14 protein-coding genes and 1 pseudogene are annotated in these 16,034 nt (G+C 70.3%); 10 read left to right on the top strand and 5 right to left on the bottom strand.

The features are described from left to right. Positions 1 to 119: 119 nt before the first annotated feature. The 6 genes and pseudogenes from FOB47_RS06950 (at position 120) to FOB47_RS06925 (ending at position 6,109) form a co-directional block, all read left to right on the top strand. A complete protein-coding gene (locus tag FOB47_RS06950) occupies positions 120 to 2,927 on the top strand; it encodes a monovalent cation/H+ antiporter subunit A (RefSeq protein ID WP_174780403.1) in 2,808 nt (935 codons plus the stop codon). Then, positions 2,927 to 3,247: pseudogene (locus FOB47_RS06945) on the top strand (Na+/H+ antiporter subunit C); the annotation flags it as partial. The gene FOB47_RS06950 and the pseudogene FOB47_RS06945, both read left to right, overlap by 1 nt. A gap of 149 nt (positions 3,248 to 3,396) precedes the next feature. Further along, positions 3,397 to 4,947, top strand: coding sequence for a monovalent cation/H+ antiporter subunit D (locus tag FOB47_RS06940; protein ID WP_174780401.1), 1,551 nt, complete (start codon positions 3,397 to 3,399; stop codon positions 4,945 to 4,947). Further along, positions 4,944 to 5,447, top strand: coding sequence for a Na+/H+ antiporter subunit E (locus FOB47_RS06935; RefSeq protein ID WP_053823730.1), 504 nt, complete (start codon positions 4,944 to 4,946; stop codon positions 5,445 to 5,447). The genes FOB47_RS06940 and FOB47_RS06935 overlap by 4 nt, the downstream gene beginning before the upstream one ends. Next, positions 5,432 to 5,707 (top strand): K+/H+ antiporter subunit F, encoded by a 276-nt coding sequence (locus FOB47_RS06930; RefSeq protein ID WP_174780400.1) that lies wholly within the window; start codon positions 5,432 to 5,434, stop codon positions 5,705 to 5,707. Before FOB47_RS06935 ends, FOB47_RS06930 begins: the two co-directional genes overlap by 16 nt. A 9-nt stretch (positions 5,708 to 5,716) precedes the next feature. Further along, positions 5,717 to 6,109: a Na+/H+ antiporter subunit G gene (locus FOB47_RS06925; RefSeq protein WP_174780399.1), complete on the top strand. Its 393-nt coding sequence runs from the start codon at positions 5,717 to 5,719 to the stop codon at positions 6,107 to 6,109. On the opposite strand, the gene FOB47_RS06920 is transcribed toward FOB47_RS06925, so the two are convergent. The 5 genes from FOB47_RS06920 to FOB47_RS06900 form a co-directional block, all read right to left on the bottom strand. After that, the gene (locus FOB47_RS06920) at positions 6,106 to 6,864 is read right to left on the bottom strand and encodes a UdgX family uracil-DNA binding protein (RefSeq protein WP_174780398.1); all 759 of its coding nucleotides are present in this window, start codon (positions 6,862 to 6,864) and stop codon (positions 6,106 to 6,108) included. The genes FOB47_RS06925 and FOB47_RS06920 overlap by 4 nt on opposite strands. A 122-nt stretch (positions 6,865 to 6,986) precedes the next feature. After that, on the bottom strand, positions 6,987 to 8,210 hold the full coding sequence (gene chrA / locus FOB47_RS06915) for a chromate efflux transporter (RefSeq protein WP_174780931.1): 1,224 nt from the start codon (positions 8,208 to 8,210) through the stop codon (positions 6,987 to 6,989). 108 nt (positions 8,211 to 8,318) lie between these two features. Then, the gene (locus FOB47_RS06910; RefSeq protein WP_244959183.1) at positions 8,319 to 9,599 is read right to left on the bottom strand and encodes an MFS transporter; all 1,281 of its coding nucleotides are present in this window, start codon (positions 9,597 to 9,599) and stop codon (positions 8,319 to 8,321) included. Between the two features lie 196 nt (positions 9,600 to 9,795). Next, positions 9,796 to 10,776, bottom strand: coding sequence for an SDR family oxidoreductase (locus FOB47_RS06905; protein ID WP_174780397.1), 981 nt, complete (start codon positions 10,774 to 10,776; stop codon positions 9,796 to 9,798). Between the two features lie 96 nt (positions 10,777 to 10,872). Next, complete coding sequence (locus FOB47_RS06900) at positions 10,873 to 11,760, bottom strand: LysR family transcriptional regulator (protein WP_174780396.1); 888 nt, start codon at positions 11,758 to 11,760, stop codon at positions 10,873 to 10,875. A 113-nt stretch (positions 11,761 to 11,873) separates the two neighbouring features. Between FOB47_RS06900 and FOB47_RS06895 the strand changes: the two genes are divergently transcribed. From FOB47_RS06895 to FOB47_RS06880, 4 genes are all read left to right on the top strand, one after another. Further along, positions 11,874 to 12,716, top strand: a complete 843-nt coding sequence (locus FOB47_RS06895; protein ID WP_174780395.1) for an amidohydrolase family protein — start codon at positions 11,874 to 11,876, stop codon at positions 12,714 to 12,716. Then, a complete protein-coding gene (locus FOB47_RS06890) occupies positions 12,713 to 13,717 on the top strand; it encodes a tripartite tricarboxylate transporter substrate binding protein (protein ID WP_390884829.1) in 1,005 nt (334 codons plus the stop codon). Before FOB47_RS06895 ends, FOB47_RS06890 begins: the two co-directional genes overlap by 4 nt. A gap of 147 nt (positions 13,718 to 13,864) precedes the next feature. Next, complete coding sequence (locus FOB47_RS06885) at positions 13,865 to 14,770, top strand: LysR family transcriptional regulator (RefSeq protein ID WP_174780394.1); 906 nt, start codon at positions 13,865 to 13,867, stop codon at positions 14,768 to 14,770. A 192-nt stretch (positions 14,771 to 14,962) separates the two neighbouring features. Beyond that, positions 14,963 to 15,976: a tripartite tricarboxylate transporter substrate-binding protein gene (locus tag FOB47_RS06880; RefSeq protein ID WP_053823736.1), complete on the top strand. Its 1,014-nt coding sequence runs from the start codon at positions 14,963 to 14,965 to the stop codon at positions 15,974 to 15,976. Positions 15,977 to 16,034: the final 58 nt, after the last annotated feature.

Genomic DNA, 16,034 nt, shown 5'->3' with positions numbered 1-16,034 from the left:
GATCCCCGCGATGGCGATGTCATGGGGCACAATAGGCTCATGTTGCGCACACGATGCTCGGCGCGGCTGGGCCCGCCGCCTTCCCTTCGCCTTCCCGCATCTTCTGCCGGAGACGACAGATGGTGATGCTGTGGCTGATTGCGCTGCCGCTCGGCGCGGCGATGCTGACGCCGCTGGTCGGCCGCCATCTGCGCCCGCTGACCGCGCCGCTGGTGCTCGGCACGCCGATGATCGGACTGGCCCTGCTGGCCAGCGTACGGCACGAGATCTTCAGCGGCGAGGTGCTGGCCTGGCGCATGCCATGGCTCGACGGCCTGGGCCTTGCGCTGAGCCTGCGCCTGGACGGCCTGTCCTTCGCCTTCTCGCTGCTGGTGCTGGGCATCGGCCTGCTGGTGCTGCTGTACGCGCGCTACTACCTGTCGCGCAGCCAATCGACCGCGCGCTTCTTCGCGCTGCTGCTGCTGTTCATGGCCGCGATGCTCGGCGTGGTGCTGTCGAGCAATCTGCTGCTGCTGGCCGTGTTCTGGGAACTGACCAGCATCGTCTCGTTCCTGCTGATCGGCTTCTGGTCGTATCGCTCCGATGCGCGCAAGGGCGCGCGTATGGCGCTGACGATCACAGGCGGCGGCGGTCTCGCGCTGCTGGCCGGGGTGCTGCTGCTCGGCCATATCTGCGGCAGCATGGAGCTGTCGGACGTGATCGCCAGCGCCGGCACCGCGCAGAAACACCCGCTGTATCCGCCGATGATCGTGCTGGTGCTGCTCGCGGTCTTCACCAAGTCGGCGCAGTTTCCGTTCCACTTCTGGCTGCCGCATGCGATGGCGGCACCGACCCCGGTCTCGGCGTATCTGCACTCGGCGACGATGGTCAAGGCCGGCGTGTTCCTGCTGGCCAGGCTGTATCCGGTGCTCGAGGGCACCGACTGGTGGTTCTACATGCTGAGCCTGACCGGACTCGCCACGCTGGTGGTCGGTGCCGGCATGGCGCTGCTGCAGCGGGATCTGAAGGGGCTGCTGGCCTATTCCACGATCAGCCACCTGGGCCTGATCACGCTGCTGTTCGGGCTCGATACCGGCCTGAGCACCGTGGCGGCGCTGTTCCACATCATGAACCACGCGGTGTTCAAGGCCTCGCTGTTCATGGCCGCCGGCATCATCGACCACGAAACCGGCACGCGCGATCTGGGCCGCCTGCGCGGGCTGCGCCGCTACATGCCGCACACCGCGCTGCTGGCGATCGTCGCGTCGCTGGCGATGGCGGGCGTGCCGCTGCTGAACGGCTTCCTCAGCAAGGAGATGTTCTTCGGCGAGACGCTGGCGCAGGGTCTGCTCGGTCCGTTCAACTGGACCATTCCTGCACTGGCGACCGCGGCCGGCGCGCTGACGGTGGCGTACTCGCTGCGCTTCATTCACGGCGTGTTCTTCGACGGCGAGCCCGACGACCTGCCGCACCACCCGCCGCACGAGCCGCCGCGCTGGATGAAGATTCCGGTCGAGATCCTCGTGGTCACGTGCCTGGTGGTGGGGCTGTTCCCCAACCACACCATCGGCGGCCTGCTCGATGCGGCCGCGCGCGGCACCATGGGCGCGCCGCTGCCGATCTACAGCCTGAGCCCGTGGCATGGCTTCAATCTGCCGCTGGCGATGAGCGCCTTGTCGATGGCCGCCGGCGGCGCGCTGTTCTTCCTGCGCCGCGATTCGTTCCGCCACTATCACGCGAAGCTGCCGCAGCTGAACGCACGCGACCGCTTCGAGGATGCGATCGAACGGATCGAGCGCGCCGCCGGACGCATCGCGCTGCTGTTCGAGAACGGTTCGCTGCAGCGCTATCTGGCCTTCGCGATCGCGGCCATGGTGCTGCTGCCGGCGCGCTACCTGTTCGACCTGGAGCGGGCCCAGGGACCGGCCCCGCTGTCGGACGTCGATCCGGTCACGGCGGCCGGCCTGGCCTTGCTGGCGATCGGCGCCATTGCCGTGGTGGCGGCGCGCCGGCAGCGCGTGGTGGCGCTGCTGATGGCGAGCCTGTGCGGGCTGATGGTGGCGCTCGCCTTCACGCGCTTTTCGGCGCCCGACCTGGCGCTGACGCAGATCTCGGTCGAAGTGGTGACCATCATCCTGCTGGTGCTCGCGCTGTACTTCCTGCCGGCCGATCTGCCCGAGCGGGCCGGCACCGCGCGGCACCTGCGCGATGCCGCGCTGGCGCTGGCGGGCGGCGGCACCGTCGGCGTGGCCGCGTTCGCGGTGATGACGCGCCCGCACCGGACCATTGCCGACTTCTTCATCGCGCACAGCGTGCCGGGCGGCGGCGGACATAACGTGGTCAACGTGATCCTGGTCGACTTCCGCGGCTTCGATACGCTGGGCGAGATCTGCGTGCTGCTGATTGCCGGCCTTGGCGTACATGCGCTGCTCAAGGGCCTGCGCCTGCCGGCGCCGACCGCCGGCCCCAACGACATGCCGTGGTCGCGCCAGAGCCATCCGCTGCTGCTCGCGATCCTGGCGCGGCTGATGCTGCCGCTGACGATACTGGTGGGGGTCTTCATGCTGCTGCGCGGGCATCAGCTGCCCGGCGGCGGCTTCGTCGCCGCGCTGATCACCGCGGTGGCGCTGCTGCTGCAATACATCGCCAGCGGCGTGCTGTGGACCGAGTCGCGCATCACGCTGCATCATCGCGCGATCGCCGGCGCCGGCATCCTGGTCGCCGGGTTGGTGGGCCTGGGCAGCTGGGCGTTCGGCTATCCGTACCTGACCACCGCGTTCGGCCACTTCGATCTGCCCTGGATCGGCGACATCGAACTGGCGACGGCCTTGCTGTTCGACCTCGGCGTCTATCTGACCGTGGTCGGCACCGTGCTGCTGATCGTGTCCCACCTCGGCGTGCGCGACAAGCGGGTGGCCGCCGCGCGCGAGATCGCGGAGACCGCCTGATGGAAGCGGTATTTGCTGCCGCCATCGGCGTGCTTGCCGCCTGCGGGATCTATCTGGTACTGCGTGCGCGCACCTTTTCCGTGGTGCTTGGCCTGACGCTGATGACCTATGCGGTCACGCTGTTCCTGCTCGGCATGGGCCGGCTGACGACCGGCAAGCCGCCGATCATCGCGCCCGGCGCGCAGTATGCGGACCCATTGCCACAGGCGCTTGTGCTGACGGCGATCGTGATCGGCTTTGCGATGACCGCGTTCGTCATGGTGCTGGCGCTGCGTTCGCGCGCCTTGCGCGGCAGCGATCATGTCGACGGCGACGAGCCGCCCGATCCGGCGTCGGCGCCGGGGCAGCCGCGCGAGCCCGAACGTCCCGAGGATGCCGAGCGCGCGCGCTCGTCCGCGCCCGCCGCCGCACCGGCGGCCGCGCCGACCGCCGCCCCGTCCGTGCCATCGCCGGCCAGCGAGGAGGCGCAATGAATCACGCGATGCTGCTGCCCATCCTGGTGCCGCTGTTCAGCGCCGGCCTGCTGGTGGTGATGCCGGCGCGCTGGCGCACACGTTCGCGCTGGCTCGGCGTGCTGGCCACGCTGGCGCTGCTGCCGATTGCGGCGGACCTGGTGGCTCAGGCGGACAGCGGCCACATCGCGGTCTACGCGCTGGGCAACTGGGCCGCGCCGTTCGGCATCGTGCTGCAGCTGGACCGGCTCGCGGCGCTGATGCTGCTGCTGACGGCGCTGCTCGGCGCGGCGTCAGTGCTGAGCGCCGGCGAGCGCGATACCCGCGCCGGCCGGCATTTCGATGCCTTGTTCCAGTTCCAGCTGATGGGCCTGAACGGTGCCTTCCTCGCCGGCGATCTGTTCAACCTGTTCGTGTTCTTCGAGATTCTGCTGATCGCCTCGTACGCGCTGCTGGTCCACGGCGGCGGCAGCGAGCGGATCGGCGCCGGGCTGCATTACGTCGTGCTCAATCTGGTCGGCTCGTCGTTCTTCCTGCTGGCGATCGGCGTGCTGTACGGCATCACGGGCACGCTGAACATGGCGGATCTGGGCGAGCGGCTGGCGCGGCTGGCGCCGTCCGAGGTGCCGCTGGCGCTGGCGGCCGGCGCGATGCTGATGCTGGTGTTCGGCCTGAAGGCCGCGATCTTTCCGCTGTCGTTCTGGTTGCCGCGCGCCTATGCCGCCGCGGCCGGTCCGGTGGCCGCGCTGTTCGCGATCATGACCAAGGTCGGCGTCTACGCGATCCTGCGCTGCCACGCCCTGCTGTTCGACGGCGGACGGAGCTGGTTCGGCGCCTTCATGCACCACTGGCTGTGGTGGCTGGCGATCGTCACGATGATGCTGGCAGCATGCGGCGCGCTGGCGGCGCGTTCGATGAAACGGCTGACCGGCTATCTGGTGCTGGTGTCGGTCGGACTGCTGTGCGCCGGCGTATCGATCCAGACGCCGCAGGCCTGGAGCGCGACGCTGTACTACCTGGCCAGCACCACGGTCGGTACCGCGGCGTTGTTCCTGCTGGCCGATTCGCTCGAAATGCGGTCGGGCAGGATGCCGGTCGGCGGCGGCATTTCGCGGCTGGCCGGCACGCTGTACCTGGCCGCGGCGATTGCCGTGGTCGGGCTGCCGCCGCTGTCCGGCTTCATCGGCAAGGTGATGCTGATGCAGGCGGTGCCGCTCCATGGCGAGTGGAATGGCGCGGCGGTGCTGTGGCCGGCGGTGCTGGTATCGAGCCTGGCGCTGATCGTCGCAATCAGCCGTACCGGCAGCCGGCTGCTGTGGCAGGGGCCGGCGGCCGCTGCCGCCCATGAGCACGGCATGGTGACGCGGCCCGAGGCCAGTACGCCGCCGGTGCGCCGGCCGGACGCGGCCAAGCTGGCCTGCTGTGCGTTGCTGCTGGCCTGCAGCGTGGCGCTGGTCGTGTTCGCGCGGCCCTTGTCCGGCTATCTGGATGCGACCGCGCTGCAACTGCTCGACCGCGCCGCCTATACGCGCGCGGTGCTGGGCGCGCCGACGGAGCCGGCACGATGATGCGGCGCCTGTTGCCCCATCCCTGGCTCAGCGCGATGCTGCTCGCGGTGTGGCTGCTGCTGGGCAATGCCGCCGCGCCGGGCGACTGGCTGGTGGGCGCGCTGCTGGCCTGGGCCATCGGCCTGCGCGTGGAGCGGCGGCTGTGGCTGCGGCCGCTGCGGCTGGCGCGGCCGGGCCTCGCGCTGCGTTTGATCTGGCACGTCGCCGTCGACATCGTCGTCGCCAACGTGCATGTCGCGTGGCTGGTGCTGGTGCGCGGCGCGCGCCTGCAGCCGGCCTTCATCGAGCTTCCGCTCGAATCCGAGCACGAGATCGCGCTGACCGCACTGATCAGCATCGTGTCCCTGAGCCCCGGCACCGTCTGCGCCGAACTGAGCGACGACCGCCGCTGTCTGCTGATCCACGTGCTGGATCTGGACGATGCGGACGCGATGATCGCGCGCATCAAGTCGCGCTACGAGGCGCCGTTGAGGGAGATCTTCCTATGCTTGCCATCGTGATTCCGGTTTCGCTGGCGATGCTCGGCATCGCCTTCCTGCTGACGCTGCTGCGGCTGCTGATCGGCCCCACCTTGCCGGACCGCATCGTCGCGCTCGACACGTTGAACATCAATGCGATCGCGCTGATCGTCGTGTTCGGCATCTGGCTCGGCTCGGCGCAGTTCTTCGAGGTGGCGCTGCTGCTGGCGGTGATGGGGTTCATCGGTACCGTCGCGCTGACCAAGTACCTGCAGCGCGGCGACATCATCGAGCTGAAGTAGGGAGCCGCGATGCCGTTCTACCTCGAAGCCGTCGTCTGCGCGCTGCTGCTGATCGGCAGCCTGTTCACGCTGGTCGGCGCGATCGGCCTGCTGCGCCTGCCGGACTTCTTCATGCGGCTGCACGGGCCGACCAAATCGACCACGCTCGGCGTCGGCGGCGTGGTAATTGCCTCGGTGGTCTACTTCAGCAGCGTGGGAGAGGGCTGGAGCCTGCACGAGATCCTGCTGACCGCCTTCCTGTTCCTGACCGCGCCGATCAGCGCGCATATGCTGGCCAAGGCGGCGATGCAGCAGCGCGTACCGGTCCATCCGCCCACGCGCGGCCGGCCCTGGCTGACCGATCGCGGCGCCGAGTCCGAGCCGGACGACGATGGCGGCGAGGACGGCGCCGGCGGGCGCTAGGATTTTGCCGCTGGCCGAGGCTTGAGCGCCGGCTGCGCGCGGGGCCTGCGAGCAGCGTTGGATGCGGGCGCCGCAGTCCGCTTGGCCACCGTCCCGCTGGCGCTCTTGCGCGCGCGCTTGCCGCTGAACTTCGCGGCCAGCTTCAAGGCCGCGACGATTTCATCGAAGGCCGCTTCGCGCGCCGCGGGATCGGGCACGCGCAACGCATAGGACGGGTGGTAGGTCGGTATTACGGTGCGGCCCTCATGCTCGATCGGCTGGCGCAGCACCTTGCGCAGCGACGTCGCCTTGACGCCCAGCACGGCCTTCAGCGCCGTCGCACCGAGTGCCACCACCACGCGCGGGGCAACCCGATCCAGTTCGTCCTCGAGCCAGTAGCCGCACGCCTCGATCTCGCGTTGTGCCGGCGTCTTGTGCAAGCGCCGCTTGCCGCGCAGTTCCCATTTGAAATGTTTGACCGCGTTGGTCAGGAATACCGACTCGCGCGACAAGCCGGCCTTCTCGAACGCTTCGTCGAGCAGCCGGCCCGCGGGGCCGACGAAGGCCTTGCCGGCGAGGTCCTCCTGATTGCCCGGCTGTTCGCCGACCACCATCACCGGCGCCGGCGTCGGGCCGTCGCCGGGCACGCCGTGGGTGGCATTGCGCCACAGGTCGCAGCGGCGGCAGGCATCGAGCGTGGCGGGCCGCTGGTCGGACGGCTCCGGCGCGTGGCCGGGCGCGTCGTCGGGTGGGGTGGGGCGGGATGGCGAGGACATGGCGCGTGGCTGGCGGTGCTGCGCAACCGCATACGCGGTTCAAGCACGCCGCATGCCAACGGCGCCGCGTTCGATCCGCCCGGATCGGCTCCCAGCGCGATCAGAGCGCGATCACAGCGGGATCACAGTGGCAGGAGCGACAACCCCCAACCCCCGAACGCGCAGGCCAGCACCACCAGCCACGGCGGCAGCTTCCAGAACATCAGCGCCACCAGCGCGGCGAGCGCCAGCGCGAAGTCGGCCGGCCGGTGGATCGCGCTGGTCCAGACCGGGTCGTACAGGGCCGCCAGCAGCACGCCAACCACCGCGGCATTGACACCGGCGAGCGCGCCCTGCGCATGGGGGCTGCGGCGCAGCCGTTCCCAGAACGGCAGCGCGCCGCCGACCAGCAGGAATGAAGGCAGGAAGATCGCGACCAGACACAGGGCGCCGCCGGCCCAGCCGCTCGGCTCGATCCGCATCGCGGCGCCAAGGAAGGCGGCGAAGGTAAACAGCGGGCCAGGCACTGCCTGGGCCGCGCCGTAGCCGGCCAGGAAGGCGTCGTTGTCGACCCAGCCGGTGGGAACCACGGCCGCCTGCAGCAGCGGCAGCACCACGTGGCCACCGCCGAACACCAGCGAGCCGGCGCGGTAGAACGCATCGGTCAGCGCCAGCGCCTGGCCGGCCCAGGTTTGCGCCGCCAGGGGCAGCAGGACAAGCAATGCGGCGAACAGCAATAGCAGCAGCGCGCCGAGGCGGCGGCCGATGGCGATCGGCAACACGTCGTGCTCGACGGTCGGCGCGGTCTTCAGCATCGCGCGGCCGAGCAATGCGGCCACCGCCATCACCATGACCTGGGCCAGCGCCCCCGGCACCAGCACCACCACGCAGGCCGCGACCGCGGCGATCGTCGCGCGCGGGCGGTCCGGACACAGCGAGCGGCCCATGCCCCAGACCGCCTGCGCCACCACCGCGACCGCGACGATCTTCAGCCCGGCTAGCATGCCGGCGGGCAGCACATTGCCCCAGGCCGACAGGGTCAGCGCGAACAGGATCAGCGCGATGGCCGAGGGCAGCGTGAAGCCGACCCAGGCCGCCAACATGCCGGCAAGGCCCGCGCGCGACAGCCCGATCGCCATGCCGACCTGGCTGCTGGCAGGTCCCGGCAGGAACTGGCACAGCGCGACCAGATCGGCATAGACGCGCTCGCCGAACCAGCGCCGGCGCACCACGAACTCCTGACGGAAGTAGCCCAGGTGGGCGACCGGGCCGCCGAAGGAGGTCAGGCCCAGCCGCAGGAAGGCCACGAACACCTCCCACACCGGATGGCGGTTGGGGGCGAGGGGATGGCCGTCGGTGGCCGGCATCGGTTCTGGTTCCATGGCGCTGACTGGTGCGAACGTCGGCTCGAGTGCAGGGAGCGCCATGGTAGCGCAGCGCGATGACGCCGCGCGGCAGGGCCGGCTACCGCATCGTCAGGCGGCGGCCGGCGCGCCGCGCCGCGAGGCGTCGGACAGCGACAGCAGATAGACCAGCAGGCCGCCCGCCGCCAGCAGCAGGCCGACCCAGCCGGTCGATTGCCAGCCCAGGCCCGCGGCGATCGTGACGCCGCCAAGCCAGGCGCCCAGCGCGTTCGCCATGTTGAAGGCCGAGTGATTGAGCGCCGCGGCCAGCGTCTGCGCATCGCCGGCGACGTCCATCAGCCGGATCTGCAGCGCCGGTCCGAGCGCGACCACGGTGCCGATCAGCAGCACATTGGCCGACGCGAGCCAGGCATGCGGCGCGGTCAACACGAAGGCGCCGAGCACCGCCGCCGACCAGACCAGCACGCCGCCGATGGTCGGCATCAGCGCCTTGTCGGCCAGCTTCGAGCCCGCCAGGTTGCCGATCACCATGCCGACGCCGAACAGCGCGAGCACGAACGGGATGCCGCTGGCGGGCATATGCGCCAGCTCGATCATCGTCGGCTTGATATAGCTGAACACGGCAAACATGCCGCCGAAGCCGATCGCGCCGATGCCCAGCGTCAGCCAGACCTGCTTGCGCCCCAGCGCGGACAGCTCGCGCAGCGGGCTGGCGTGCCGGTCGGCCGGCACGAAGGGCACCCAGCGCCAGACCAGCAGCACCGTCAGTGCGCCGATCAGGCCGACCAGCGCGAACGCCGAGCGCCAGCCCAGCCACTGGCCGATCGCCGCGGCGATCGGCACACCGATCAGCGTGGCGACGGTCAGGCCCAGCATCACCATGCCGACCGCCTGCGCGCGCCGCTCGCGCGCGACCAGGCTGGCGGCGACCAGCGCCGCCACGCCGAAGTAGGTGCCATGCGGAAAGCCCGTCAGCAGCCGCGCGACGATCATCGGGCCGTAGCCGGGCGCCAGCGCGCTGGCGAAATTGCCGACGGCGAAAACCGCCATCAGCGCCAGCAGCAGCGTGCGGCGCGGCAGCCGGGCGCCGAGCACCGCCAGCAGCGGGGCGCCGATCACCACGCCCAGTGCATAGGCGCTGATCAGATGGCCGGCGGCCGGGATCGTGATGCCGAGGTCGCTGGCGGCGTCGGGCAACAGGCCCATGATGACGAATTCGCCGGTGCCGATGGCGAAGCCGCCGACCCCCAGCGCCAGCAGCGCGAGCCGCGCGGCGCGGCGTGCGGCCTTGCCGGCGGCGTCGGTCGAGGCTGCGGAGGCTGCGGAAGAGGCGGGGGCGTCGTGTGAAAAGGAGTCGATCGGATCGTATGGGCTACCGTCAGGGGCGGACATGAGGAGATGACTGCAAGAGATCGCGCGGACGCGTGTTGTTTGGATCTTGTGATTGGCCGGAGCGCGGGCTCTGCGGCCCGCTGACACGCTCGTCGAGTTACGGGCGGCCGGCTTCGGCGTTATTGTGAAGCAAAACGCGCGATCGTGCGGCAGCGCAGCATGACGCTGCCGGCACGCGGGTCGACCTTGGCGGCCCCTAGCCGGCCTGTCGCCGCCACAGTGCCCAGATCCCAAGCGCCAGCAGGCCGGCGCCGATCACGCCGGCCTGTGCCGCGCGCGACGCCTCCGTGCGATCGCGCCAGCCGCCGTCCACGGCCAGATAGCCCTCGGTCGGATCGAACAGATTGCCGTCGGTGCGCGGCGCGCGGTCGGCGCGGTCCAGATAGCGCTGGGCCAGCTGCTGGGAAAAGCGGCGCGTCAGGCCTGGCGCGACCAGATTGCCGAGGCGGGACAGCCACGTCACGCTGCCGATGGTGGTCGCCTGGCGGCGCGGCTGTGCCGCCGCCCGCACGATGGCACGGGCGATCGTGCGGGGATCGACCAGCGGCCGCGGGGGGCGGATTGCCTTGCCGGTGTAGTTGGCGCAATGCCGAAAGGCCGGCGTATCGGCCACCGCGGGGAAGATGTCGCAGACGTGGATGCCGGGGAAGGGCAGCAGTTCGGCGCGCAGCGCCTCGCTGAAACCGCGCAGCCCGTATTTGCTGGCCGTGTAGGACACGCCATAGGCCGATGGCGACCAGGCGTTCATCGACAGCACATTGATCAGCGTGCCGTGCCCCTCGCGCTTGAAGTAGGGCAGCACCGCGTGCGCGCCGTACAGGTAGGCGATCAGGTTGGTCCGCAGCACGCGCTCGTGTGCATGGACCGGCGTCTGCTCCAGCAGGCCGACCGCGCCGACGCCGGCGTTGTTGACCCAGACGTCGATGCGGCCGTCGCCGGTGTCGGCCGCGAGCCGGGCCAGCGCCGCAACCGCTTCCGCATCGCCGACGTCGGTCGGCACGATCAGCGTGTCGGCGCCATGCGCAGCACAGACATGGGCGGCCTCGCGCAGCGCCGCTTCGCCGCGCGCCGCGAGCACCAGGCGCACGCCGCGGCGGGCGAAGGCCTCGGCAGTGGCCCGTCCGATGCCGCTGGACGCGCCGGTGATGACGATGGTGACGGGACGGGACGGGCGCATGGTCACTCCTTCGCGGATCGGCAATCGTGCGGGGTGACGATGCAAACGCCATGCCACGGCGTCGTGCGCCGCGCGGAGCCCGTCTACCGCCGTGCGCTACGCCGGTCCCATCTCCAGACCGGCGAACAGATCGGCCAACGTGGGTACCGAGCGCGCCGGCCAGATTGCCGACAGGTCGAAGGTCGGCAACGCGCCGCCGTCGCGCACCTCGCAAAAGCGCACGCCGCGGAAGTTCAGCGAACGGATCCAGCTCGGCAGCAGCGCCACGCCGCAGCCGCCGGCGACGCAGGCCAGCACCGTCAGCGTCCGGTTGGCCTCCTGCGCGACGTAGGCCTCGTGGCCGGCCTTGCGCATCGCGTCGAGGATGCCGGCATGGAAGGCCGGCAGCTGCGACTGCGGATACATCACCAGGCCGGCGTCGGCGATCTGCGCGAGCGAAACCTTGCCGTCCGGCCCGGGCTCCAGCTCGTCCGGGATCGCCGCGACGAGCCGGTCGCGCAGCAGCGGACGCTCGCGCATGCGGCCGCCGACCGCCACCGGCGTATGCATCAGGCCGATGTCGATCGCGCCGGTGCGCAGCGCCTCGGCCTGCTCGGCATTGCTCATCTCCCGCAGGATCACGCGCACGCCCGGCGCGCGCCGGCGCAGCTCGCGCAGCGCGCGCGGCAGCGTATCGAACAGCGCCGACGAGACCAGCCCGATCGTCAATTGCCCCGCGCTGCCACGACCGATCTCCTGCGCGCGCCTTGCCGCCGCGTCGATGCGTTCGACGCTGGTGCGCACATCGTCGAGGATTGCCAGCGCCGCCGGGGTCGGCTGCGCACCGCGGCGCGAGCGCTCGAACAGGCGCACGCCCAGATCCGTCTCCATGCGGGCCAGCGCGGTGCTCAACGCCGGCTGTGCGATGCCGAGCCAGTCGGCGGCGCGGCTGACGCTGCCATGGTCGATCACGGCGAGGAAGTAGCGCAGATGGCGGGTTTCCATATTGAAACGATATGAAAAAACAGATTCTGGATAATGGAAAACTATACCCTCGCTCCCTAGAATCCGTCGAACCTCGCATCTCGATTCATTTGTTTTCCGTTCGGAGTCGCACCGTGTCCCAGTCCTCGCCAGCCTCGCCGATCCCGGCCGTCGACTCGCATGCGCATGTGTTCGAGCACGGCCTGGCGCTGGCGGCGAAGCGGCGCTATCGGCCGGACCACGACGCGCTGCTGGGCGATTACCTGGCGCAGCTCGACGCGCATGGCCTGACCCATGGCGTGCTGGTCCAGCCAAGCTTTCTCGGCACCGACAACCGCTATCTGCTGGCGGCGCTGCGTGCGCAGACGGCCAGGCTGCGCGGCGTGGCGGTGGTGGAACCGGCCATCGGCGACGCCGAACTGCAAGCGATGGCTGCCGCCGGCGTGGTCGGCATCCGCCTGAACCTGATCGGCCTGCCAGCGCCGGACCTCGGCGCCGCGCCGTGGCGCGACCTGCTCGAGCGCATCGATGCACGCGGCTGGCACGTCGAGCTGCATCTGCCCGCGGCCCGGCTTCAGGAAGTCATGCCGGCGCTGCTGGCGGCCGGCTGCCGCATCGTCGTCGATCACTTCGGCCGGCCCGACCCGGCGCTCGGCGTGGCCGATCCCGGCTTCGACGATCTGCTGCGCCACGCCGACAGCGGCCGGGTCTGGGTCAAGCTGTCCGGCGCCTATCGCAACTGGGCCGATGCTCAATGCGCGCAGGCCGGACGGCTGGCCGCGCGGCGGCTGCTCGAGGCCTTCACCGCCGAACGCCTGCTGTGGGGCAGCGACTGGCCCCATACCCAACATCGTCACGTGGCCTACGGGGCGACCCGGCAATGGCTCGACGACTGGATCGACGATGCCGCGCAGCGCCGGCAATTGCTCGGCGATACCGCGCTGCACCTATTCCAATTCCAAGGAGACTTCGCATGATGCTGCCTGCCCTGTTCCACACGCTGTCGCGCCGCGCCGGCGCCTGTCTGTTCGCCGCCTCGGCGGTACTGCTGGCCGGTGTGGCCGCGCCCGCCGCCGCGGCCTATCCCGAACGGCCCGTGACGCTGGTCGTCACCTATCCGCCGGGCGGCACGGTCGACGTGGTCGCGCGCCTGCTGGCGCCGAAGCTGTCGAACCTGCTCGGCCAGCCGGTCGTGATCGACAACCGCGGCGGCGCGGGCGGCATGATCGGCGGCGCCTATGTCGCGCGCGCCAAGCCTGACGGCTACACGCTGATGCTCGATGCATCGAATCACGCGCAGAACCCGGCGCTGCACAGCCGCATGCAGTTCGACACGCTGAAGGATTTCGCGCCGGTGTCGCTGCTGCTGCGCGTGCCCAATGCGCTGGTGGTCACGCCCTCGTATCCCGTCAAGTCGGTGGCCGACCTGATCAAGCTCGGCCAGCCCAATGCGGGCAAGCCGATCCACTTCGCCTCGGCGGGCAATGGCTCGGCGCAGCATCTGGCCGGCGAGCTGTTCAACCTGATGGCGAACACGCGGCTCGAGCATGTCGCCTACAAGGGCGGCGGTCCGGCGATGGTCGACGTGATGGCCGGCCAGGTGCCGGTCATGTTCGCCAGCATGGGTTCGGCGTGGCAGCACATCAAGAGCGGCAAGCTGCGCGCGGTCGCAGTCGGCGGCGCCAAGCGCTCGAAGGCCGCGCCCGAACTGCCGACCATCGCGGAGTCGGGCGTGCCGGGCTACGAAAGCTACGAGTGGAACGCCGTGTTCGCGCCGGCCGGCACGCCGCCGGCAATCGTCGAGCAGGTCTCGCGCGCGCTGGCGCAGGTGCTGAAGGACCCCGCCGTGGCCGAGCAGCTTGCCGGCTTCGGCGCCGAGACGGTCGGCTCGACGCCGGCCGAGCTCGATGCCTTCCGTCGCGCCGAAATCGCCAAGTGGAAGAAGGTCGCGGCGCAGGCGAAGCTGAGCCTCGATTGAGGCGGTTCTCGCAGCGCGGCCAATCTCCCTGTCCCGCTCACGCTTGCCTTCTCGTCTGCCGAAGGCGGAGATGCCTCCGGCCGAGAAACGCCGCGCTATGATTTGCCCCCTGACGAGCCTTTCGCGGTGCCAAGGAGCAAGCCCACGATGCGGGACCTGGATTTGACCAGCCTGCGCCTGTTTGTCGCGGTCTGCGAGACGCGCAACATGGCGCGGGCCGGGGAGCAGCAGCATATCGTCGCGTCGGCGATCAGCAAGCGGCTGGCGCAGCTGGAGGATACGGTCGGCGCGCAGTTGCTGGAACGGCGCCGGCGCGGCGTGATTCCGACCCCGGCCGGCGAGATTCTGCTCGAGCATGCGCGGGCGATGCTGGCCGCGGCCGACCGGGTCGCACGCGACATGGCCGACTATGGCTCGGGCATCAAGGGGCAGGTCAGGCTGCTCGCCACGGTGTCGTCGATGGCGGAATCGCTGCCCGACGACATTGCCGGCTTCCTGCAGCAGCCCGAGCATCGCGATATCCGCGTGTCGGTCGAGGAGGAAGTGAGCCGAGAGGTGGTGCGCGCGGTGCGCGAGGGCTCCGCGCCGCTAGGCATCTGCTGGGACGCCGCCGATCTGGAAGGGCTCGCCACGCGCCCCTATCGCGCCGACCATCTGGCCGCGGTGGTGCCTGCCTCGCATCCGCTCGCCGAGGCAAACGCGTGCGCGTTCTCCGATACGCTGGACTTCGACCATATCGGCCTGCCGGCGCAGACCGCGGTACACACCATGCTGGCGCGCCATGCGGCCATCGTCGGCCGGCCCGTGACCTATCGCGCGGTGGTGTCGACCTTCGACGCGTCGCTGCGCTGCGTGCGCGCCGGCCTGGGCCTGGCGATCATGCCGCGCGAGGTGGTCGAACCGGTCGCCGCGAGTCTCGACGTGCGGGTCGTGCCGCTGACCGATGGCTGGGCGCATCGGCGCTTCGCCATCTGTTTCCGCGACGAGCAGAGCCTGTCGCCGGCCGCGCGCATGCTGGTGGCGCATCTCGAGCGGATGGCCGCCGGGGAGTGAGGCGCGCCGGCGGCTGAACCGTCCCTGTCAGCGTCCACCGGCGGGCCGCAACAACGATCCGCATAAACCCGGCTTCCGCTGACCCGTACGATGGCTTAAGCAATGGCAGATGGCGCCGAAGCGGCCGGTTGGCCGACACTACGGCGATTTCGAGCCCTGGGTACGCAGGGCATTACATCCGGAGACATCGCCATGGCTGTTCGTATTGCGTCCACCCGTTCCCTTCGACCGCTCGCTTCGCTGCGCCTGACCGTCGCGGCGCTCGGCCTGCTCGCCGCGGCCGCCGTGCAGGCGGCCGATGCCTTCCCGCACAAGCCCATCGCGCTGGTGGTGCCGTTCTCCGCCGGCGGTCCCACCGACGTGGTCGCGCGCAGCCTCGGCCAGGCCATGTCGAAGCACCTCGGCCAGAGCGTGGTGGTCGAGAACCGTACCGGCGCGGGCGGCACCATCGCGCCGGCCTATGTGGCCCGCGCCGAGGCCGACGGCTATACGCTGTTGATCCACCACAACGGCATGGCCACCGCGCCGGCGCTGTACCGCAAGCTGTCGTATGACCCGCTGAAGGACTTCGAATACATCGGCCAGGTCGCCGACGTGCCGATGACGCTGCTAGGCAAGAAGGACCTGCCGCCCAACAGCACCGCCGAACTGGTGCGCTACGTGCAGCAGAACGAGTCGAAGATCAATCTTGCCAACGCGGGGCTGGGCGCGGTCTCGCAGCTGTGCGGGCTGCTGTTCGAGCAGGCCACCAACGTCAAGCTGAACGTGATCCCGTTCCAGGGCACGGCGCCCGCCATGACGGCGCTGCTGGGCGGCCAGGTCGATGTGCTGTGCGACCAGACCACCGCCACGCTGCCGCAGATCGCCGCCAACAAGGTCAAGCTGTACGGCGTCACCACGCCGCAGCGGATCCGCGCGTTGCCCAATGCGCCGACCTTGCAGGAAGGCGGCCTCAAGGGCTTCGAGATGAAGGTGTGGCACGGCGTGTACGCGCCCAAGGGCACGCCGGCGCCGGTGGTCGCGCGCCTGACCGCCGCGCTGCAGGCCGCGCTGAAGGACCCGGCGGTGGTCAAGCGGCTGGACGAACTGGGCGCCGAGATCGTGCCGCCGGCCAAGCAGACGCCCGAAGGCCTGAAGACCTGGCTCAAGGCCGAAAGCGACAAGTGGCAGCCGATGTTGCGCAAGGCAGGCGCCTTCGCCGACTGAGCGGCAAGCACGACCCATCGCCGCTCCCTCGTCGCCCCTCGACCCATCGCCGGGCCAT

Origin of the sequence: Cupriavidus gilardii (assembly GCF_013347325.1) — a bacterium.
GTDB lineage: Bacteria > Pseudomonadota > Gammaproteobacteria > Burkholderiales > Burkholderiaceae > Cupriavidus > Cupriavidus gilardii.
Note: the sequence above shows the minus strand (reverse complement) of the source record. Positions and strands in the feature narration are given on the sequence as shown.

Excerpts from the sequence above, each read along its gene's own strand:
- FOB47_RS06885 (WP_174780394.1), top strand. The coding sequence starts at position 13,865 with ATGCGGGACCTGGATTTGACCAGCCTGCGCCTGTTTGTCGCGGTCTGC.
- chrA (WP_174780931.1), bottom strand. The coding sequence starts at position 8,210 with ATGCCGGCCACCGACGGCCATCCCCTCGCCCCCAACCGCCATCCGGTG.
- FOB47_RS06930 (WP_174780400.1), top strand. The coding sequence starts at position 5,432 with ATGCTTGCCATCGTGATTCCGGTTTCGCTGGCGATGCTCGGCATCGCC.
- FOB47_RS06905 (WP_174780397.1), bottom strand. The coding sequence starts at position 10,776 with ATGCGCCCGTCCCGTCCCGTCACCATCGTCATCACCGGCGCGTCCAGC.
- FOB47_RS06890 (WP_390884829.1), top strand. The coding sequence starts at position 12,713 with ATGATGCTGCCTGCCCTGTTCCACACGCTGTCGCGCCGCGCCGGCGCC.
- FOB47_RS06910 (WP_244959183.1), bottom strand. The coding sequence starts at position 9,599 with ATGTCCGCCCCTGACGGTAGCCCATACGATCCGATCGACTCCTTTTCA.
- FOB47_RS06900 (WP_174780396.1), bottom strand. The coding sequence starts at position 11,760 with ATGGAAACCCGCCATCTGCGCTACTTCCTCGCCGTGATCGACCATGGC.
- FOB47_RS06880 (WP_053823736.1), top strand. The coding sequence starts at position 14,963 with ATGGCTGTTCGTATTGCGTCCACCCGTTCCCTTCGACCGCTCGCTTCG.
- FOB47_RS06920 (WP_174780398.1), bottom strand. The coding sequence starts at position 6,864 with ATGTCCTCGCCATCCCGCCCCACCCCACCCGACGACGCGCCCGGCCAC.
- FOB47_RS06950 (WP_174780403.1), top strand. The coding sequence starts at position 120 with ATGGTGATGCTGTGGCTGATTGCGCTGCCGCTCGGCGCGGCGATGCTG.
- FOB47_RS06925 (WP_174780399.1), top strand. The coding sequence starts at position 5,717 with ATGCCGTTCTACCTCGAAGCCGTCGTCTGCGCGCTGCTGCTGATCGGC.
- FOB47_RS06940 (WP_174780401.1), top strand. The coding sequence starts at position 3,397 with ATGAATCACGCGATGCTGCTGCCCATCCTGGTGCCGCTGTTCAGCGCC.
- FOB47_RS06935 (WP_053823730.1), top strand. The coding sequence starts at position 4,944 with ATGATGCGGCGCCTGTTGCCCCATCCCTGGCTCAGCGCGATGCTGCTC.